This window comes from Acinetobacter sp. CIP 53.82 (assembly GCF_000369465.1).
Taxonomy (GTDB): Bacteria; Pseudomonadota; Gammaproteobacteria; order Pseudomonadales; family Moraxellaceae; genus Acinetobacter; species Acinetobacter indicus.
Genome location: NZ_KB850045.1, coordinates 178,710 through 193,977 on the forward strand (window position 1 = coordinate 178,710; position 15,268 = coordinate 193,977).

15 protein-coding genes, 2 tRNA genes and 1 other RNA gene are annotated in these 15,268 nt (G+C 48.2%); 13 read left to right on the forward strand and 5 right to left on the reverse strand.

The window, feature by feature from the left end:
* The first annotated feature begins 33 nt into the window (after nucleotides 1-33).
* The 3 genes from rluD to F905_RS01335 all read left to right on the forward strand — a co-directional run bounded on the left by rluD (nucleotide 34) and on the right by F905_RS01335 (nucleotide 2,503).
* Nucleotides 34-1,086 (forward strand): 23S rRNA pseudouridine(1911/1915/1917) synthase RluD, encoded by a 1,053-nt coding sequence (gene rluD, locus F905_RS01325; protein WP_005176192.1) that lies wholly within the window; start codon nucleotides 34-36, stop codon nucleotides 1,084-1,086.
* Between the two features lie 64 nt (nucleotides 1,087-1,150).
* Nucleotides 1,151-1,900, forward strand: a complete 750-nt coding sequence (pgeF, locus tag F905_RS01330; RefSeq protein WP_005176194.1) for a peptidoglycan editing factor PgeF — start codon at nucleotides 1,151-1,153, stop codon at nucleotides 1,898-1,900.
* Between the two features lie 33 nt (nucleotides 1,901-1,933).
* Nucleotides 1,934-2,503, forward strand: coding sequence for a flavodoxin family protein (locus F905_RS01335; protein ID WP_005176197.1), 570 nt, complete (start codon nucleotides 1,934-1,936; stop codon nucleotides 2,501-2,503).
* A 74-nt stretch (nucleotides 2,504-2,577) separates the two neighbouring features.
* Here F905_RS01335 and smpB read toward each other — a convergent pair whose 3' ends face one another.
* The gene (gene smpB / locus F905_RS01340) at nucleotides 2,578-3,054 is read right to left on the reverse strand and encodes an SsrA-binding protein SmpB (protein ID WP_005176206.1); all 477 of its coding nucleotides are present in this window, start codon (nucleotides 3,052-3,054) and stop codon (nucleotides 2,578-2,580) included.
* 181 nt (nucleotides 3,055-3,235) lie between these two features.
* Between smpB and coaD the strand changes: the two genes are divergently transcribed.
* The 4 genes from coaD to F905_RS01355 all read left to right on the forward strand — a co-directional run bounded on the left by coaD (nucleotide 3,236) and on the right by F905_RS01355 (nucleotide 4,548).
* Nucleotides 3,236-3,727: a pantetheine-phosphate adenylyltransferase gene (gene coaD, locus F905_RS01345; RefSeq protein ID WP_005176208.1), complete on the forward strand. Its 492-nt coding sequence runs from the start codon at nucleotides 3,236-3,238 to the stop codon at nucleotides 3,725-3,727.
* Nucleotide 3,728: 1 nt separating this feature from the next.
* Entirely contained in the window at nucleotides 3,729-3,992 is a 264-nt protein-coding gene (locus F905_RS01350; protein ID WP_034597403.1) for a YfhL family 4Fe-4S dicluster ferredoxin, read from the forward strand.
* A gap of 27 nt (nucleotides 3,993-4,019) precedes the next feature.
* An RNA gene (gene rnpB / locus F905_RS14960) (RNase P RNA component class A) lies at nucleotides 4,020-4,398 on the forward strand.
* 73 nt (nucleotides 4,399-4,471) lie between these two features.
* A tRNA-Met gene (locus tag F905_RS01355) sits at nucleotides 4,472-4,548 on the forward strand.
* 41 nt (nucleotides 4,549-4,589) lie between these two features.
* Here F905_RS01355 and F905_RS01360 read toward each other — a convergent pair.
* On the reverse strand, nucleotides 4,590-5,003 hold the full coding sequence (locus F905_RS01360; RefSeq protein ID WP_228127890.1) for a hypothetical protein: 414 nt from the start codon (nucleotides 5,001-5,003) through the stop codon (nucleotides 4,590-4,592).
* A gap of 186 nt (nucleotides 5,004-5,189) precedes the next feature.
* On the opposite strand from F905_RS01360, the gene F905_RS01365 reads away from it, so the two are divergent.
* Nucleotides 5,190-5,266, forward strand: a tRNA-Met gene (locus F905_RS01365).
* A 210-nt stretch (nucleotides 5,267-5,476) separates the two neighbouring features.
* Here the strand turns inward: F905_RS01365 and F905_RS01370 are convergent.
* The 3 genes from F905_RS01370 to F905_RS01380 form a co-directional block, all read right to left on the reverse strand.
* Nucleotides 5,477-5,656: a hypothetical protein gene (locus F905_RS01370; protein ID WP_005176217.1), complete on the reverse strand. Its 180-nt coding sequence runs from the start codon at nucleotides 5,654-5,656 to the stop codon at nucleotides 5,477-5,479.
* Between the two features lie 251 nt (nucleotides 5,657-5,907).
* Complete coding sequence (locus F905_RS01375) at nucleotides 5,908-7,533, reverse strand: NAD+ synthase (protein ID WP_005176221.1); 1,626 nt, start codon at nucleotides 7,531-7,533, stop codon at nucleotides 5,908-5,910.
* 374 nt (nucleotides 7,534-7,907) lie between these two features.
* Nucleotides 7,908-8,408 carry a hypothetical protein gene (locus F905_RS01380; protein ID WP_005176223.1) on the reverse strand — a complete coding sequence of 167 codons (501 nt, stop codon included), beginning with the start codon at nucleotides 8,406-8,408 and terminating at the stop codon, nucleotides 7,908-7,910.
* A 154-nt stretch (nucleotides 8,409-8,562) separates the two neighbouring features.
* Here F905_RS01380 and F905_RS01385 point away from each other — a divergent pair, with 154 nt between their 5' ends.
* The 5 genes from F905_RS01385 to F905_RS01405 all read left to right on the forward strand — a co-directional run bounded on the left by F905_RS01385 (nucleotide 8,563) and on the right by F905_RS01405 (nucleotide 15,179).
* The gene (locus F905_RS01385) at nucleotides 8,563-10,065 is read left to right on the forward strand and encodes an AAA family ATPase (RefSeq protein ID WP_005176226.1); all 1,503 of its coding nucleotides are present in this window, start codon (nucleotides 8,563-8,565) and stop codon (nucleotides 10,063-10,065) included.
* Nucleotides 10,053-11,516, forward strand: coding sequence for a VWA domain-containing protein (locus tag F905_RS01390; protein WP_005176227.1), 1,464 nt, complete (start codon nucleotides 10,053-10,055; stop codon nucleotides 11,514-11,516). The genes F905_RS01385 and F905_RS01390 overlap by 13 nt, the downstream gene beginning before the upstream one ends.
* A gap of 209 nt (nucleotides 11,517-11,725) precedes the next feature.
* On the forward strand, nucleotides 11,726-12,682 hold the full coding sequence (locus F905_RS01395; RefSeq protein WP_005176229.1) for a metal-dependent hydrolase: 957 nt from the start codon (nucleotides 11,726-11,728) through the stop codon (nucleotides 12,680-12,682).
* A gap of 15 nt (nucleotides 12,683-12,697) precedes the next feature.
* Nucleotides 12,698-13,549: an SDR family NAD(P)-dependent oxidoreductase gene (locus F905_RS01400; protein WP_034597594.1), complete on the forward strand. Its 852-nt coding sequence runs from the start codon at nucleotides 12,698-12,700 to the stop codon at nucleotides 13,547-13,549.
* A 175-nt stretch (nucleotides 13,550-13,724) separates the two neighbouring features.
* Complete coding sequence (locus F905_RS01405) at nucleotides 13,725-15,179, forward strand: flavin-containing monooxygenase (RefSeq protein ID WP_155756619.1); 1,455 nt, start codon at nucleotides 13,725-13,727, stop codon at nucleotides 15,177-15,179.
* Nucleotides 15,180-15,268 lie beyond the last annotated feature (89 nt).

Below are 15,268 nucleotides of genomic sequence, written 5' to 3' on the forward strand. Positions count from 1 at the left end.
GCGCTATTAAACCACTTTTGTCTGAATGATCAAATGTCTCAAGCACAATCTTCCAATTCCAACATCCCTGAAACTGACTTCAATTTACTTGATGATTCTGAGGATGCAGATAATCATACTTCAGACCCAACTGCAACACGTTTATCGTTGCAATTTCAACTGGATGAAAGCTATCTGGGGCAACGTATCGACCAGGTTGCAGCTCTCATCTGGAGTGATTTTTCACGTGAAAAACTGAAACAGTGGCTAAAAGATGGCCATTTGTTGGTGAATGGTAACACTGTCAAACCAAAGTACAAGTGCGAAGGCAATGAACTGTTAAGTTTAAATGTTGAACTTGAAGCACAGACCAACAGTCAGCCTGAAAACATCCCTTTAGATATTGTCTATGAAGATGATGATATTTTAGTGATTAATAAACCGGTTGGTATGGTGGTGCATCCTGGTGCGGGCAATATTACCGGCACACTGGTCAATGCCTTGCTGTTCCATTATCCAAAATCGGCAGAATTGTCACGTGCCGGGCTGGTACATCGTATTGATAAAGACACCAGCGGTTTGCTGGTGGTGGCGAAAAATCTGGAAGCGCAGTTTGACCTGAGCAAGCAGCTGGCCAACAAGTCGGTGTACCGGATTTATGACGTGGTGGTATATGGCAATATCATTGCCGGCGGCACCATTGATGAACCGATCAAGCGCCATCCGCTCGACCGTGTCAAAATGACAGTGCTTCCGGGCGGCAAAAACGCCGTGACCCACTATAACGTGAAAGAGCGTTTCCAGCATTTCACCCGGGTTCAGGCGCGTCTGGAAACCGGCCGTACCCATCAGATTCGGGTTCATTTTAGCTATATCGGTCATGGTCTGATTGGCGATCCGGTGTATATGCCACGTGTGCGTGTGCCGGCTGGAGCCTCCGAGCTGCTCAATGAAACCTTGCGCGGTTTTAAACGTCAGGCACTGCACGCGGCCAAACTGGGGCTGGTGCATCCACGTACCAAACAGGACATGATGTTTGAAGCGCCGTGGCCGGAAGATTTCAGCCAGCTGGTGGATGTGTTGCGTAGCGAAAACGCTGCCTATTAAACCGTTCTGCAGCGTTGAGAAAGTATGATCTCAACGCCGCTTTTAAGTGAACACAGGAGCTGAGATGCAATTTATTCAGGGATTACCGGCACAGGTTTATGTGGCGCAAACGCGGATTCAGCATCAGCAGGCCTTGCCAGCGCAAGTACCGGAACTGGCCGGTTTTAACCTGGCCTTGCATGTGCAGGATGCAGCGGAACGGGTGCAGCAGCATCGTATGCTGTTACTGGAACAGCTGGCCGAATACGGTGTTAATACAATCAGCTGGATGAACCAGACCCACAGCACCTTGTGTCATGTGATAAATGATGAGCTGCATTTTAATGCACCGGAAGGCGATGGACTGGTCACGCAGCGCAAAGGCCATGCCTTAATGATGATGACCGCCGACTGCCTGCCCATTGTGCTGGGCAATCAGGATGGCACTGAAGTGGCCAATTTACATGCCGGCTGGAAAGGTCTGGCACAGGGTATTGTTGAAAATACCATTGCCGCCATGCAGCACCCACCGACCTGGGCCTGGTTAGGCGCGGCCATTAGCCAGCCGTGTTTTGAGGTAGGGGCCGAAGTAAAGCAGGTATTTTGTGAGAAATATCCCGCATTAAGCAGCGCCTTTCAGGCAGGGAAACAGGCCGGAAAATTCTATGCCGATTTATATGCGATTGCCCGCTATATCCTGACCGAGCAGGGGGTAACCACCATTTTAGGTGGTGATCAGTGTACCTATCGGCAGGCCGAGGAGTATTATTCTTATCGTCGTCAGGCCAAAACCGGACGCATGGCAACATTCGTTTTTATCGCTGATCAATGCTAAACTTGACTGAATTATTGGGTTTTTAAAGTTTCCATGTCTGTTACTGATCAAACATCTGTGTCGCAAGTAAAAGTCTGTGTTGTGTATCATAGTCCCTATGGCCATACCGCCAAGGTGGCACAGCATATTGTGCAGGGCGCCGAAAAAGCCGGAGCTGAAGTACATTTAATGGCAGTGAGCGAGGTCGATTGGGATGTGCTGGATCAGAGCGATATTCTGGTCATGGGCTGTCCAACCTATATGGGCAGTCTGACTTCGGCACTGAAACAGTTTATGGAACAATCTTCAAAACGCTGGCTGGCGCGAAGCTGGCAGGGCAAAATTGCTGCTGGCTTTACCAATGGCGGCGGTTTAAGCGGTGACAAGCTGGCGGTGTTACAGCAGATCAATTTATTTGCCATGCAGCATGGCATGTTATGGTCGGGCTTGCCGTTTATGCCAACAGGCCGTAGTCCGCATGATATTAACCGGATGTCGAGCTTTCTGGGCTTAATGACTCAGTCTGACAATGCCAGCGTTGAGGTCACCCCGCCAGAAGGTGACCTGGAAACAGCGGTGAAGTTTGGCGCTTATCTGGTGGGTTTAAAACAGAACTCAGCCTGATTCCCAATGACGCCATAAAAAATGCCTCCCATGTTGGAGGCATTTTTACATCAAGCACTTGTGTTCAAACACACTTATTTATGCATTAAACGGGCTTTATCACGCTGCCAGTCGCGGTCTTTTTCGGTGGCACGTTTATCATGCAGCTGTTTCCCTTTCACCAAGGCAATTTCCAGTTTGGCCAGCGGACCTTTCCAGTAACAGACCAGCGGCACACAGGAATAACCTTTCTGATTCACCGCACCAAGCAGTTTGGCAATTTCTTTGCGGTTTAGTAACAGCTTGCGGGTACGGGTGGCTTCAGGCACCACGTGAGTCGAAGCCGACAGTAAAGGCTGAATTTGGGCGCCAAATAAGAAGGCTTCACCATTTTTAAAGGTGATATAGCTTTCGGTCAGGCTCATACGACCGGCACGCAAAGACTTGACTTCCCAGCCTTGCAGGGACAGTCCGGCTTCAAATTTTTCTTCAATAAAATAATCGTGGCGTGCACGTTTGTTCTGTGCAATCGTGCCACTGGTATTTTTTTTAACTACAGTTGCTTTCGCCATAATGAGTCACTTCCAACGTTAGGCCTATTGTGCCCCAAACACAGGCATGCTGACAATTCCAAAATCAGCGCTGAATTACAGCACTATCGCAGGATTTTTGTGAAATTGGCCGAGTTTATTCACCAATAAATCAAGTTTTTGCTAAAATATGGCTCTACAAAACCAACTAGAGTAAAAATGGATGTCTAAAACTCGCGTGATTTATCCGGGGACCTTTGATCCAATCACCAATGGTCATATCGATTTAGTAACACGGGCGGCCAGAATGTTTGATGAAGTGGTGGTCGCAATTGCCATTGGTCATCATAAAAATCCAGTGTTTACTCTAGATGAGCGGGTAGAACTGGCCAAAACCTCACTCAGCCATTTACCCAATGTGGAATTTGTCGGCTTTGATGGCCTGCTGGTGAATTTTTTCCGCGAACAGCAGGCCACGGCGGTATTGCGTGGTTTACGTGCGGTATCTGACTTTGAATACGAGTTTCAGCTGGCCAATATGAACCGTCAGCTGGATACCAATTTTGAAGCGGTATTTTTAACGCCGTCAGAGCAATATTCGTTTATTTCATCCACGCTGGTGCGTGAAATTGCGCGTTTAAAAGGCGATGTGACCAAGTTTGTGCCGCAAACCGTGGTCGAAGCCTTTGAACGCAAACATCAACAAGGTTGGTAGCGTGTCTTTATATATTACCGATGAATGCATTAACTGCGATGTCTGTGAACCTGTGTGCCCGAATGAGGCCATTTTCATGGGCGAGCTGATTTATGAAATCAATCCGGCGCTGTGTACCGAATGTGTCGGGCATCATGATAAACCGCAGTGCCAGTTATTCTGTCCGGTGGACTGTATTCCGCATGATCCCCATCATGTCGAAACCCAGGAACAATTGCTGGAAAAGTATCAAAAACTGATTGATCAAAAAAGCACGAGCAATTAGTGCATTTATTTGTTAAGATGCGCCCTCGAAGTGAACCAGACGATCGCTGCTGTGGAGGTCTCCGTGACTAAAGCAGGGGAGGAAAGTCCGGGCTTCATAGGGCAGGGTGCCAGGTAACGCCTGGGCGGCGTGAGCCGACGGAAAGTGCAGCAGAGAGTAGACCGCCTTCATTCAGGTTTCTTTTTCGGAAGAAATCGAAGGTAAGGGTGAAAGGGTGCGGTAAGAGCGCACCGCATGACTGGTAACAGTTCATGGCATGGTAAACCCCACCAGAAGCAAGACCAAATAGGAATCCTGAGGTACGGCCCGTACTGGATTCGGGTAGGTCGCTTGAGCGTATGAGTGATTGTACGCCTAGAGGAATGATCGTTCTCGACAGAACCCGGCTTATCGGTTCACTTCACCAAATTTTGTACAATTAGCCTGTAGAAGGGCTTGACGTTATAAACATTACAGCAGATAATGCGCGCACAGTTTACGGCTATGTAGCTCAGTTGGTTAGAGCACCGCACTCATAATGCGGGGGTCACAAGTTCAAGTCTCGTCATAGCCACCATTTTCAAAGATCACATCCTTATGTGATCTTTTTTTTTGTCTTTAAAATCTGTGCTCACAGTTGAGTTGCTGTACATCCACCTTCAGCATCTGCTGTAGCTGTTGAATCTGTTGCCAGCGCTGCTGCTGGTCGGCATAGACAAAAATTTTCTCATCGACCTGATCCAGTTTGGACACGGCAATTTTTTGTGCAGCACAATAACGGCCTTCATAGCGTTCCTGTGCAAGCGCCCGTTGCGCTTCAGGACTTAGGCGATCTGTGGTTAAAATCTTCTGCTGGCCTTTGGCATATTCGACCAGAATGCGTTTTTGCGGAATGGTGAACCAGAGATGACCATTAATAAATTCTGCGACATCGCGGCGTACCCCGTTATAGTCCACCATCAGCGGGGCAACCAGCTGACAGCCGGATAATGTCGCAACTAGCAGACTACTGATCCATATTTTTAACTGCATTGTGTTCAAGTGATTGATCCTGGAAAGTTTCATCATAGGCAGCGAAAGGGCCTGACCCAAGTAAAAAATTGCAAATCCGGTTAAAAATTAATAAAAACGTCATGTTTTGCTTAAACAGTGTTCATTTGAGTAGATAAATATCTTGACGATAAAGTCCGAACTTTAGATAATGCGCACACAGTTTACGGCTATGTAGCTCAGTTGGTTAGAGCACCGCACTCATAATGCGGGGGTCACAGGTTCAAGTCCCGTCATAGCCACCATTTTAAAAGACCAAGCTCTCAGCTTGGTCTCTTTTTTTGTCTGTTCAAAAAGTCCAAAAAAATGTTGTGCAAACTCTCCGCGCAATTTAGATACCAGCGATGAATAAAATGCTGGCTTAGGAATTCAGCTGTTGCTGTACCCAGCTTAAGAATTCCTGTTTATGCGCAAGGGCCGGCGCTTTAGAACCATCAATCACTTTAGGCTTGCCATTAAATTATACCTTTAAACAGATAAGACTGCCCAGCTTCAAACTCGATACTGCCTGTATCATGGATTTCGGCGAAAAACGCGTTCAGGCGCTCATACTGGCTATAGCGATGAAAATGCGGACGTTCAGTTAAATAATGATAAATCTGTTCTAAAGTCTGCAGGGTATTTCTTAGTGTCATATGAAATCCATTGCATCCAATTTTAGCTCATGCATATCTTGAACATAGGGTTAAACATAGACCGTTGTCTATCTGTTTTTAGTCAACCTAGACGATTCATTGATATTGGTTTTTTTGAATGACGTAGAACTCAAAAATAGGATCGGTTTAGATGGCAGGGGAAGATGCGTATTCTAAGTAGCCTCATTCCAGCAGACAATAAAAAACCCCAAGACTGGCTTGAGGTTTTTAGGACAGAGCAGATCAGGAGCTTATAGGCCCGGTTTCCAGCCATTGACTAATGGATAACGGCGTTCACGGCTAAAAGAACGTGATGTAATGCGCGGACCAATTGCGCCCTGACGGCGTTTGTATTCATTGCGGTCAACCAGACGCACCACTTTTTCAACCACAGCCTGATCAAAGCCTTTGGCAATAATATCGTCCTGGCTCAGGTCTTCTTCAATATAGGCATACAGGATCGCATCTAGCACATCATACGGTGGCAAAGAGTCCTGATCTTTCTGGTCCGGGCTCAGTTCAGCTGATGGCGGACGGCTAATTACACGCTCCGGAATCACCGGCTGTTCGCTTATACTGTTCCGGTATTTGGCCAGTTCAAACACGATGGTTTTGTAGACATCTTTGAGAACTGCATAACCACCAACCATATCGCCATACAGGGTGCAGTAACCGACTGACAGTTCAGATTTGTTACCAGTCGACAGGACCAGGTTGCCAAATTTATTGGATAAGCCCATTAGCAACGTACCGCGGGCACGGGCCTGCAGGTTTTCTTCGGTGGTATCAACCGGGCTATTGCCAAAGAATGGATACAGGGTTTGCATAAAGCTGTTCACAATCGAGTGAATTTCGGCAATGCCAAAGGTCACACCCATGGTTTTGGCTTGCTGTGCAGCATCTTCTACACTAATTTGCGCGGTATAGGTATACGGCATCATCACCGCTTGTACTTTGTCTGCACCCAGGGCATCAACCGCAATGGCCAAGGTTAGTGCAGAGTCAATCCCGCCAGATAAACCCAGAATCACGCCTGGGAAACCTGAACGTTGTACATAGTCACGTGTTGCCAGCACCAGACCCTGATAAATTTCAGCCATGGTGTCGAGGGCTGCCGCCTGTTCGCCCGTTTTATAGCGCTGCTGTTCGGCTTCATACTCCACCACAAACAGGCCTTCCTGATAGGTTGGCGCACGTAAAGCCAGTTCACCGTCTTTGCTGATCAGGAAGCTGGTGCCATCAAAGATCAGATCATCCTGACCACCAACCTGATTGACATAGGCCAGGTTCAGATTCAGCTGTTTGGCCAGCGCAGTCATGGTATCAATACGGTGCTGTGGTTTACCAACTTCGTATGGCGATGAATTCAGCACCAGCACGGTTTCTACATTCAGCTGGGCCAGTTGCTGTACAGTGGCTAAAGACCAGACATCTTCACAAATCAGTACGCCAAATTTATGCCCCAAGTATTCAAAGACCAGATGTTGATGACCTTCGTTAAAATAACGTTTTTCATCAAACACGCCGTAATTCGGTAAATTCTGCTTGTTATAAATACCCAGAATCTGGCCATCTTTCATTACCGCAGCCGAGTTATAACGCTGGCCATCTTCAGTTTCATTGACAAAACCAAATACCACAACGATGTCTTTAATCTGGCTGAGCTGTTCAAACGCTTTTTGCGTGCGTTTTTTGAGGCTTGGGCGTAACAGCAAATCTTCTGCTGGATAACCAATCAGAGAAAGCTCTGGGAAAATGATCAGGTCAGCCTGTTGTTTTTTCGCTTCATTTGCTTGTTCAAGCATTTTTTGCGCATTTGCTTCGAGATTGCCAATGTATGGAGAGAACTGTGCAAGGGCAATTTTAAAAGATTTCATTAATTTACGTCCTATTCCTATAGGGTTTTGAATACACGGGCTGCCGCTTGTAATTATGGTGATCGGGCAGCGGTGCATTCTGATACTAAAAAGTACTGCCGACTGGCTCAAGTATAAAAAGTAATACGCATACGACTTGATAAAATCTTATTTTGCAATGCAAAAAATCAGACGGGTTTATTTTATCTTAAATTAATTCAGATGCTAGAGCATATTCAGGATAATTGCATAGTAGCGGCAATTCGCGCCGTGAGAGAAGGCGCATAATGCTTTATTTAGTAAGCTTGAGTAACAAAAGCATGGGTTCGGTGAATCGGGCCTGATGGCACAAAAAACCGGCATTTTTCAATATGCAAACGCTATTGCAGCGCAGTTTAGGCCGGTGGATGCAGAATAATATTGTCAATCTTGTTTAAAAAAATATCGCGGGCAATATCGCCTTGCTGTTCAATGTTGTAGGCAAAAAACGGCTTACCGGGAATTAGCTGGTAACGGTAGGGATTATACCGCCCGGCAGACAGATAAAAAGCGGTTTGCAGCAGCGCACCTTTCAGCAGCACATTAATCTGCTGCTGATGCTGGTAAATATGTGTCATTTCATGAATCAGCACCGCCTGAAAGGCAAGCTGTGCCTGGCTATAATCTTCCCGGTACAATGGATCACGCACATGAATATAACCTTGCGGCGCCATCAGAATATGCGCCGGTTGCCAGGGCAAATAAGGATGATTCATGATGCTGACCCGGCTGTAATCAATCAGCTGCCCGAATACGCGCTGGCATAACGCAATTTCGCCCGGGGTTAAAGCCCGGCAGCGAAACTGCTCCAGTTTAAGCAGGCGTAGCAGTAGCGGTAACAGTTTCAGTAACAGCATGGTGAAAGATCAGGTCGGGCCATTCAATTTTCCCAGTTATAACAAAACTGGCAGGCAGATATGTAGCAAAAATTTCATCTGCGGTGGCTTGCCGGTTTTTCTTCATTTCCGCAAACCGTTACAATGCAGTTTTTCGCGCAGGTTCAGGTATTCGATGAAAGCACGTATTCATACACTTATTTCGCAAATGTCCCAGCAGATGTATGAACGTGAACAGGTGATCGCACAAACCTTGCTGGCCGCTGTGGCTGGCAGTCATACCTTTTTATACGGCTTGCCAGGTACGGCCAAAAGCCTGATTTCCAGACGGGTTGCAGCCGCTTTTGAGGTCGATGCCTATTTTGAATATTTGATGAACCGCTTTAGTACCCCGGAAGAAATTTTTGGCCCGGTGTCAATTAAAGCCTTAAAAGAAGATCACTATATCCGTAAAACCGAGCATTATCTGCCTTGTGCCGATTTTGCCTTTCTGGATGAGATCTGGAAGGCCAGCCCGGCCATTTTAAATACCTTGCTGACCTTGGTGAATGAAAAAGTTTTTAAAAATGGCGAACAGCTGCAGCAGGTGCCCTTAAGCGTGCTGATTGGTGCATCCAATGAAATTCCTGAACCGAATCAAGGACTGGATGCGCTGTATGACCGTTTTATTTTGCGTCTGGTGGTCGAACCCATTCAGCAGGCCGGCAATTTTCATCAGCTGCTACAAGCCAAACCGGGCAGTGCTCATTTACAGCTTGATGAATCACTTAAAATTACCCAGGCCGAGCTGGCCGAATGGCGCGAACAGATTCATGAAATTGAGCTGCCGGCTTTGGTATTACAGGTGATTGATCTGATTCGCCAGTATTTACAGCAGCATGTCGATGGCTTGTCGGTCTATATTTCGGACCGGCGCTGGCAACGTGTAGCCTATCTGCTCAAAGCTGCGGCATTTTTAAATGGCCGGCCGCAGGTCTTGGTCAGTGATCTGTATCTTCTGAAATCCTGCCTGTGGAATCAGCTGGAAGATATTCGGGAGATGCACAAGCTGATTGATCAGGCCATTCTGGAGATTGGCTTGCATGCCGATTTGCAATTGGAGTCACTAATTCAGCGCAAAGACGAGCTGGAACAGCAGATGCTGAACGCCTTTTACTATACCGATGATGTCTATGAAAGCTATCTGATTCAGGACAAGGAGTACTTAAGAGCAGTGACTCACCTGGATCATCATTATCAGGATAAAGTGCTGTATCTGTTATTAAATAAAATGGACAGCAAACAGGATTTCTTTGCTGTGGATGCTTCCGGTGAGGAAATTCGCGGCATCGTGTGTAACTTTAATGGCGGCCGGCTCTGTACCTTAAAAGGCGGCTATTATGGGCTGGAAGAAGTGGTCACACCGTATATTAAATACCCGAAAGGCAGCGCACGCCGTGTCATTGATGAAAAGTTGGTGCAGCAGTTGCGGGGAGAGCTTGCCCAGCTACAAAATGCACTGAGCAAAGATTTAGCCCTGTTACAGCAGCGTTTTAATGCCCAGTCAGCACATTTTGCTTCAGTCTTTGTTGCCGCCGCCGACAGTGCCCAGTTACAACAGCATGTGCAGCAGCAGTTACAGCGCTATCAGCTGCAACTGCAAGACTGCGCGCGGCTGGAACAGCTATGTCAAGGCTAGACCTGCAGCAGCATCAGCGTCAGCATACAGCGTTAGAGCAGTTGACCGGACAGCTGTATCAGGAGCTGGCCGATTCCTCCTTAAAACACTGGCTGGATGATCAGAAAGTCAGTCAGCATCTGGATGATAAAGTCCGGGCCTGGGCCTATCAGGCCAAATCCAGTCTCGATCAGCAGCATCCTTATAGGGAAGTGCAGCAGCAACTGGAACACTGGCTGGCGCAGCCCTCCATCAATAGCGCCGAGTTTCAGCAGATGCAGGTGCAATATCAGGATTTTCAGGCTCAGCTGGGGCTGCCTGATTTAAGCCCGTTTTGGACTCAAAGCGCTACTTTCTCTGCCGGACAGCGCGAGCTACAGGCACAGTTATTAACAGAAAAATGGCAACGTAAACTGACCGAAGCCATTGCTCATTGGGAATTTGAGCAGCTGGCCTTGCAGCGGGATGCTTTTCTGGATGAGATTCGCGATTTTCTCAGCCAGATGCAGCGACTGGCCAAATACAAAGATGCCACCGGCATCGAAACCGGTATTTTTATTGACTATTCCAGAGGCCAGTTACAACCACAGGATATCCAGCAGTTTGAGCAATGGGCCAGCTATTTGCAGGAGGATCGTGAGCTGCAAGCCTTGTGCCAGAAAATCGGTTCTGCCCAGCCTGCACATTATCCGCGCCAGGCCGTGCAGCAGCATCGGCCAGAGCAGGAGCTGGAATTGCTGGAGCAGCACTGGCATGAAGAAATTACCGGTATTCAGCTGGCGCAGGATTTGAATCTGGCGCTGCCGAGCGAGCTGGCCTTACTGGCCGATCCCGATCTGGCGCTTTTATTTGACCTGAAATATCTGGAATCCAACCTGATGAGCTTTAACCTGCAAGGTCAGCACAGCAGTCGGGTAATTCAGGATCAAACAGCACGGCACAAGCGTCTGGGGCAAAAAGGCCCGATGATTTTGTGTCTGGACACCAGCGGTTCCATGCACGGCCAGCCGGAGCTGATTGCCAAAGCCATGAGTCTGTATCTGGCAATTCAGGCCATGAAAGCCAAACGCCCGATGTATTTAATTAACTTCTCGACCCAGCTGACCAGCCTGAATTTACTCGAAGGCTATTCGCTGGATGATCTGATTCACTTTCTTAGCCAGTCTTTTCATGGCGGCACCGATGTTATTCCCGCCATCGAACATGCCCTGTCGATGCTGGCCCAGCCAAATTTTCACAATGCCGATGTGCTGGTGGTGTCCGATTTCATCATGGGACAGTTACCGACAGAACTGATGGCCCAAGTCGAGCAGCAGAAACAGCAGGGCACCGGTTTTTATGCGGTAGCGATTGGTAACTTCCGTTTTGAACATCTGAATCAGGGCCTGTTCGATCATCAGTGGATTTATCAGTCCAAAGAACGCAAAGTGCGTTATCTGCCCAGTAACCGCAGTGACAGAGTGTCCAAATAGGCGCTGACCCCAATTGACAAGGAAATGAGCTCTGCGGAAAAAAGTGTGAGCAAATTGTCAGACAATATTTTTTAAAGTCACGATTTGCCAATTTTATGACGATTTTGGCAACTGGTTTCAATGCAGGGCTGGCTTAGTTTTGGTCTCATTCAGGTCGATGACCACGGTGTCTTGACCTGGCTCAAATGGACAAAACAAAGAGAATAGCCATGCAGATTGCTCAGTTTTTACCTCAGCCTGTTCGCCATTTTTTCAGCGCGACACCTTTTGATGCCGAGAAACAGTCGGCTGCCCTCCCAATCCGGCATATGAAATTCGACTTTAAGGCCGAAGAAATAGATCCCAAATTTTACTTGAATGCCGAACTGGCCAGTGCCTATTTTGCCTCGCTGTCGATTTTCCTGACCTATGGCGAAGATCTGGTGATTGACACCGCGCGTTATCATCGTGAGCTGTTAAATGATCCCGTGCTAAAACAGCGGGTCACCTCCCTAATTGGCCAGGAGGCGCTACATTCCAGATTGCATGAAGAGCTGAATGATGCCTTTCGGGATGCCGATCTGCCGGTTGAGCTGTTCCGTTCCTGGGCCAGATTTGTCTTTGATCACGGCTTTAACCGTTTGCCACAGCCGATGAAACTGTCGCTGATGGCTGGCATTGAACATTTCACCGCGGTGCTGGCCGAGTACATGATGAATCATGAGGAAATTTTCTTCCAGTCGCATGATGAAAAGCAGCGTGCCATCTGGATGTGGCACATGCTGGAAGAATCGGAACACAAAGACATTGCCTATGATGTGTTCCAGTCTTTATCCAACAGTTATGGCTTGCGCATTGCCGGTTTCTTCCCGGCGCTCATCACCATCCTGGTGCTGATTTCCATTGCCTCGCTGCTGGTGCCGTTTTATCGCAAACCGTCTAATTTGTTTAGCCTGAGTTACTGGAAAGACCTGCCGCGTAGCATCAAGCTGATTTTTGGTCTGCAAGATGGCGTGTATGGCAGTAGCTGGGCGCATATTCTGGATTATCTGCGTCCCGGTTTTCATCCGAATGACCATGATACTTCGGCCTTTTTAGCCTATTACAAGGAACGTTTGCTGCATCCGGAAAGCGGGGTGTTAACGCCGTATTTCGTCAAGGAATTTGCCCCGGCGCTCAAAGTGTAAGGATGAAGAAGGATGATGGGATTATTTGCAAAAAAAGTGCGACTGAGCCAGCAGGCCTATGCGGTGGTGACCGGTGCAGGCAGTGGGATTGGACGCAGTTTTGCGCTGGAACTGGCCAGGCGTGGTGGCAGCGTGATCTGTGCCGATATCAATCTGGCGGCGGCTCAAGCAACCGCCAAGCAGATTGAACACCAGTTTGCGACTGCGGCCTTTGCGTTGCAATGTGATGTGGGTGTGGCCGAGCAGGTGCAGCAACTGGCTGAACAGTCTGAACAGCTGTTGGGCCATCCGGTGACTTTGCTGATCAATAATGCCGGTGTGGGGCTGGGTGGCAAGTTTGATGAAGTCAGCCTGGCCGACTGGCAATGGTGTATGCAGGTCAACTTATGGGGCGTGATCCACGGTTGTCATTATTTCGTACCGAAACTGAAACAGCAGGGTGGTGGTGCGATTATTAATGTCGCTTCGGCTGCTGGTTATACCGCAGCGCCGGAAATGACCGCCTATAACGTCAGCAAGTCCAGCGTACTGGCCTTGTCTGAAACCCTGTCTGCCGAGTTACGTGGCGCCAATATTCGCATCAATGTGTTATGCCCAACGCTGGTGCCGACCAATATCATGAAAAATGGCCGTTTGCCTGCGCATTATTCGGGACTGGCAGATCATTTGCTGACCCATCATGCCTTTGTCAGCTGTGAGCAGGTGGTAGCGCAGACCTTAAACAATTTAGACCGGGGCGAGCTGTATACCATTCCACAGCCAGATGCCAAACTGTTCTGGTGGTTCAAGCGTGCCGCGCCGCGTTTATATACCAAGCTGCTGGGTGTGGGTTATCCATTATTCAATAAATATGTACAAAAATCCTGAGTAGAAAAAAATGAAACAAGATGATCAAGTCACGTTGCAAACGGTCGCTGAGCCGGCCGATCTTGTGCTCAAAAAGCCTAGTCGAAAAGCCAAAAGTGCCAGTGCAGCATCAGCAAGGGCAGGGGCCAATCAGCCAAATTCTCAAACAACTGAGCAGCGCGGTAGATCAACTACTATGCCAAGCCGGGTCTATGACACCATTATTATTGGGGCGGGTATTTCCGGTCTGGCAGCGGCCTATAAACTGAATCAGGCTGGCTATCAGGATTATCTGGTGCTGGAAAAAGCCGGCCGGGTAGGAGGCACCTGGCGGGACAATACCTATCCGGGTTGTGGTTGTGATGTGCCCTCGGCCTTATATTCTTTTTCCTTTGCGCCAAGTCATGGCTGGAGTCATTTATTTGCCAAGCAGCCGGAAATCCTGCGTTATCTGGAAGATGTGGCGACCCGTTTTCAGCTATATGCCAAGATTGAATTTCATAATGAACTGCAAGATGCACGCTGGAATGAGACTGAACAGATGTGGGGGCTCAACACCAGCAAAGGGCGATATCGGGCCAGAACCGTGATTTTCTCTACCGGCCCGATTACCGAGCCGCAACTGCCGAAAATTAAAGGCATCGACAGTTTTAAGGGCGAAATGTTCCATTCGGCACGCTGGAACCATGCCTATGACCTGCGTGGTAAACGCATTGCGGTCATTGGCACCGGCGCCTCGGCCATTCAGTTTATTCCGAAAATTCAGCCTCTGGCCAAAGAGTTATATATTTTCCAGCGTACAGCGCCGTGGGTCCTGCCAAAGCCTGATCTGCCTCTGAATCAGGTGATGAAAAGTACACTGGCCAAGTTTCCGGTCATCCAGCAGCGTTGGCGCGGTGCGGTATCGCAATCTTTGAATCTGATTAATTTTGGCCTGCGTCATCCACCTTTGTTGGAGCCCGTGAATGTACTCAGCCGGCAGCTGTTAAAATTACAGGTCAAAGATCCGGCTTTACGTCAGGCGGTTACCCCCAATTTTTCGGTCGGCTGTAAGCGTTTACTGTTTGCCAATGATTATTATCCGGCCTTGCAGGCCCCGAATAGCACTTTAATTCCGCATGGCTTGGTGGAAATTGAAGGCAATACGGTGATTTCCGCCAATGGTGACCGGCATGAGGTCGATGTGATTATCTGGGGAACGGGCTTTGAGGTGTCACATCCACCGATTGGCCGCCGTGTGCAGAATGCCCAAGGCCAACGACTTTCCGAGCTGTGGCAGAGCAGTTCACCCGAAGCCTTTTTGGGCACCAGTATCCAGCATTTACCCAATGCCTTTTTGGTGCTCGGGCCGAATATTCTGGTCTATGATTCCTTTATTGGCATTGCCGAAGCGCAACTGGACTATATTGTCAGTGGTTTATTGCAAATGAAAGCCAAGGGCTTAAAGCGCATTGAAATCAAGCCGGATGTGCTGAAATACCACAATGCCAAAGTACAGACTCATGTGCAGAAAACTGTGTTTAACCGTGGCGGCTGTCAAAGTTATTATCTGGACCAGAATGGTCGCAACTTTGCCGCCTGGCCGTGGTCACTGGCCGAGTTAAAGCGACGTTTACAGCGCCTAGATCTGGAGCATTATCAGGTAGCTTAACGTACTTTTGCGCTGAATATTGGCGTTGCCTCGGTCTGGTCGAAACGCGCATTTAGTTTGAATGTCCATAAAAAAACCACCCAAACGGG

What these genes read in the sequence shown, in the direction of transcription:
- F905_RS01400 (WP_034597594.1), top strand. Translation starts at nt 12,698, where the DNA reads ATGGGATTATTTGCAAAAAAAGTGCGACTGAGCCAGCAGGCCTATGCG.
- F905_RS01390 (WP_005176227.1), top strand. Translation starts at nt 10,053, where the DNA reads ATGTCAAGGCTAGACCTGCAGCAGCATCAGCGTCAGCATACAGCGTTA.
- smpB (WP_005176206.1), bottom strand. Translation starts at nt 3,054, where the DNA reads ATGGCGAAAGCAACTGTAGTTAAAAAAAATACCAGTGGCACGATTGCA.
- F905_RS01335 (WP_005176197.1), top strand. Translation starts at nt 1,934, where the DNA reads ATGTCTGTTACTGATCAAACATCTGTGTCGCAAGTAAAAGTCTGTGTT.
- F905_RS01375 (WP_005176221.1), bottom strand. Translation starts at nt 7,533, where the DNA reads ATGAAATCTTTTAAAATTGCCCTTGCACAGTTCTCTCCATACATTGGC.
- pgeF (WP_005176194.1), top strand. Translation starts at nt 1,151, where the DNA reads ATGCAATTTATTCAGGGATTACCGGCACAGGTTTATGTGGCGCAAACG.
- F905_RS01370 (WP_005176217.1), bottom strand. Translation starts at nt 5,656, where the DNA reads ATGACACTAAGAAATACCCTGCAGACTTTAGAACAGATTTATCATTAT.
- F905_RS01395 (WP_005176229.1), top strand. Translation starts at nt 11,726, where the DNA reads ATGCAGATTGCTCAGTTTTTACCTCAGCCTGTTCGCCATTTTTTCAGC.
- rluD (WP_005176192.1), top strand. Translation starts at nt 34, where the DNA reads ATGTCTCAAGCACAATCTTCCAATTCCAACATCCCTGAAACTGACTTC.
- F905_RS01360 (WP_228127890.1), bottom strand. Translation starts at nt 5,003, where the DNA reads ATGCAGTTAAAAATATGGATCAGTAGTCTGCTAGTTGCGACATTATCC.
- F905_RS01405 (WP_155756619.1), top strand. Translation starts at nt 13,725, where the DNA reads ATGCCAAGCCGGGTCTATGACACCATTATTATTGGGGCGGGTATTTCC.
- F905_RS01385 (WP_005176226.1), top strand. Translation starts at nt 8,563, where the DNA reads ATGAAAGCACGTATTCATACACTTATTTCGCAAATGTCCCAGCAGATG.
- F905_RS01380 (WP_005176223.1), bottom strand. Translation starts at nt 8,408, where the DNA reads ATGCTGTTACTGAAACTGTTACCGCTACTGCTACGCCTGCTTAAACTG.
- coaD (WP_005176208.1), top strand. Translation starts at nt 3,236, where the DNA reads ATGTCTAAAACTCGCGTGATTTATCCGGGGACCTTTGATCCAATCACC.